Annotated in this window: 3 protein-coding genes; all 3 read right to left on the bottom strand. The window is 70.5% G+C overall.

From position 1 onward, the window contains the following. Window positions 1-662: adenosylhomocysteinase (locus ACGFYY_RS42280; protein ID WP_393717962.1), on the bottom strand; the 662-nt coding region annotated here is incomplete at its 3' end. A 41-nt stretch (window positions 663-703) separates the two neighbouring features. Beyond that, window positions 704-1,627: a methylenetetrahydrofolate reductase [NAD(P)H] gene (metF, locus tag ACGFYY_RS42285; RefSeq protein ID WP_393717964.1), complete on the bottom strand. Its 924-nt coding sequence runs from the start codon at window positions 1,625-1,627 to the stop codon at window positions 704-706. A 20-nt stretch (window positions 1,628-1,647) separates the two neighbouring features. Further along, on the bottom strand, window positions 1,648-2,673 hold a 1,026-nt coding region (locus ACGFYY_RS42290; protein ID WP_393717966.1), incomplete at its 5' end, for a vitamin B12 dependent-methionine synthase activation domain-containing protein.

A 2,673-nucleotide genomic window follows, 5' to 3' on the forward strand; every position in this document is an offset into this window, starting at 1 on the left:
TCGTTCACGTTGATCGCCGGGAACAGCAGGGTGCCCTCGGACATCATCTCGTAGAGACGGTGGACACCGGTGGTGGTCTCCTCCGTCACACCGCGGATCTCCGACGCGAGCTTCACCCAGTCGATGCCGCTGCGCCGCAGCAGCCCGAGGACGAGGGCGAGTTCCTCGTTGTCGGCGGTGGACGGGTCAGGGACGGAGCCGGCCTTCTGGAACTCGACGCCCTTGTGGACGAGGAGGGTGGCGTCACCACCGTCGTCGAGGATCATGTTGGGGCCGTCGGCGCCGGGCCAGGTCAGCGCCTGCTCCGTGCACCACCAGTACTCCTCCGGCGTCTCACCCTTCCAGGCGAAGACGGGGATCCCCGCGGCGGCGATCGCGGCGGCCGCGTGGTCCTGGGTGGAGAAGATGTTGCAGGAGACCCAGCGGACGTCGGCGCCGAGGGCGACGAGGGTCTCGATCAGGACGGCGGTCTGCACGGTCATGTGCAGCGAGCCGGTGATGCGGGCGCCGGCCAGCGGCTGCGCCTCCGCGTACTCGGCGCGGATCGACATCAGGCCGGGCATCTCGTGCTCGGCCAGGGTGATCTCCTTGCGGCCGAACTCCGCGAGGCCGATGTCGGCGACCTTGTAGTCGGTGAAATCGGCGGGGGACGTGCTGGTCATGGTGACTCCGGTGGTGGATGAAGGGCCAGTGCGTCACAGCACTAGACGCCCAGGTTCTGGTGGATCTCGAGGGTCGCGGTGGAGCGGTTCAGGGTGATGTAGTGGAGGCCCGGAGCACCCTCGGCCAGCAGGCGTTCGGCCATCGCGGTCGCGTACTCGACGCCCACCCGGTGTCCGTCGGCCGGGTTGTCCTGCACCGCCTCCAGCCGGCGGGCCAGAGCGGACGGGAAGCGGGCGTTGCTCAGTGCGGCGAACCGCTGGATCTGGCGGAAGTCGGTCGCCGGCATGATCTCGGGGATGACCGGTGTCAGGCAGCCCACCGATGCCAGTCGGTCGCGCAGCCGTAGGTAGTCCTCGACGTGGAAGAACATCTGCGTGATCGCGTAGTCGGCGCCCGCCCTGCACTTGGCGGCGAAGTGGCGGATGTCGTCGGTCCATCCGGGAGAGCGCGGGTGGCGCTCGGGGAACGCGGCCACGCCCACGCTGAAGTCGCCCAACTGCCGGATCATGCCGACCAGCTCGTGTGCGTGCGTGAAGCCCTGCGGATGCGGGGTCCACACGCCTTTCGGGTCGCCCGGCGGGTCCCCGCGCAGGGCGAGGACGTCCCGGATGCCGGCGTCGGCGTACTGGCCGATGATGTGGCGCAACTCGGCCCGGGAGTGGCCGACCGCCGTCAGGTGCGCGACCGGGCGCAGGGTCGTCTCGGCCGCGATCCGCTGGGTGAGCTCGACGGTACGGTCCCGGGAGGAGCCGCCGGCGCCGTAGGTGACGGACACGAACGAGGGCGCGAAGGCCTCGATCCGGCGGATCGCGTTCCACAGGGTCCGCACGCCCGCCTCGGTCCTGGGCGGGAAGAACTCGAAGGAGTACGAGCGCCGGCCCGTGGCCAGTAGTTCGCGTACGCCCGGGCGCGCGGCGGGCTTGAGACGGACGAGGGTCGGCCGTTCTGCAACGACGGCTGCCATGGGATCGAACCTTTCCGGTGTCAGCGTGCGTTGAAGTACGTGGCCGCGGGGTGGTGGATGACGAGCGCGTCGGTGGACTGCTCCGGGTGGAGCTGGAACTCCTCCGACAGGTGGACCCCGATCCGCTCCGGCCGGAGGAGGTCGGCGATCTTGGCGCGGTCCTCCAGGTCGGGGCAGGCGGGATAGCCGAGGGAGTAGCGGCAGCCTTGGTACTCGGTGCGGAACATGCCGTGCATGGAGGCCGGGTCGGACCCGGCGATGCCCAGTTCGGCGCGGACGCGGGCGTGCCAGTACTCGGCGAGGGCCTCGGCGAGCTGGACGGAGAGGCCGTGCAGTTCCAGGTACTCGCGGTAGGCGTCGGCGGCGAAGAGCTTGGCCGTCTCCTCCCCGATGCGGCTGCCGACGGTGACGACCTGGAGGCCGATGACGTCGATCTCGCCGGACTCCTCGGGGCGGAAGAAGTCCGCGAGGCACAGGCGCCGGCCGCGGCGCTGGCGCGGGAAGGTGAAGCGGGTCAGCTCTCCGCCGAGCTCGTCGAGGAGGATCAGGTCCTCGCCCTTGGAGACGCAGGGGAAGTAGCCGTGCACGACGGCCGCTTCGAGCAGCCCGTCGGTGTGCAGCCGATCGAGCCAGCCGCGCAGCCGGGGCCGACCCTCCGTTTCGATGGTGTCGGCGTCCTTGAGGCCCCACTGGCCCTTGAAGAGGGCGGTCTCGTCGAGCCAGGAGGCGTAGTCCTTGAGCGGGATGCCCTTGACGACCCGGGTGCCCCAGAAGGGCGGGGTGGGGATCGGGTTGTCGACGGAGACGTCGGAGCGTCCGCCGGGCTCCTCGCGTTCCTCCACCAGAAGGGATCCGGCGGCGCCGGCCCCCGACGCGTCGGCGCGCCGAGGCACGCGGCGCTTCTTCAGGGGCGGGAGCTCGGCTCCGGGGACTCCCCGCTTCACTCCCATCAGGGCGTCCATGAGGCGTAGGCCTTCGAAGGCGTCGCGGGCGTAGCGGACCTCGCCCTCGTAGATCTCGTGGAGGTCTTGTTCGACGTAGGCGCG

Source organism: Streptomyces sp. NPDC048331, from assembly GCF_043201215.1.
GTDB lineage: Bacteria > Actinomycetota > Actinomycetes > Streptomycetales > Streptomycetaceae > Streptomyces.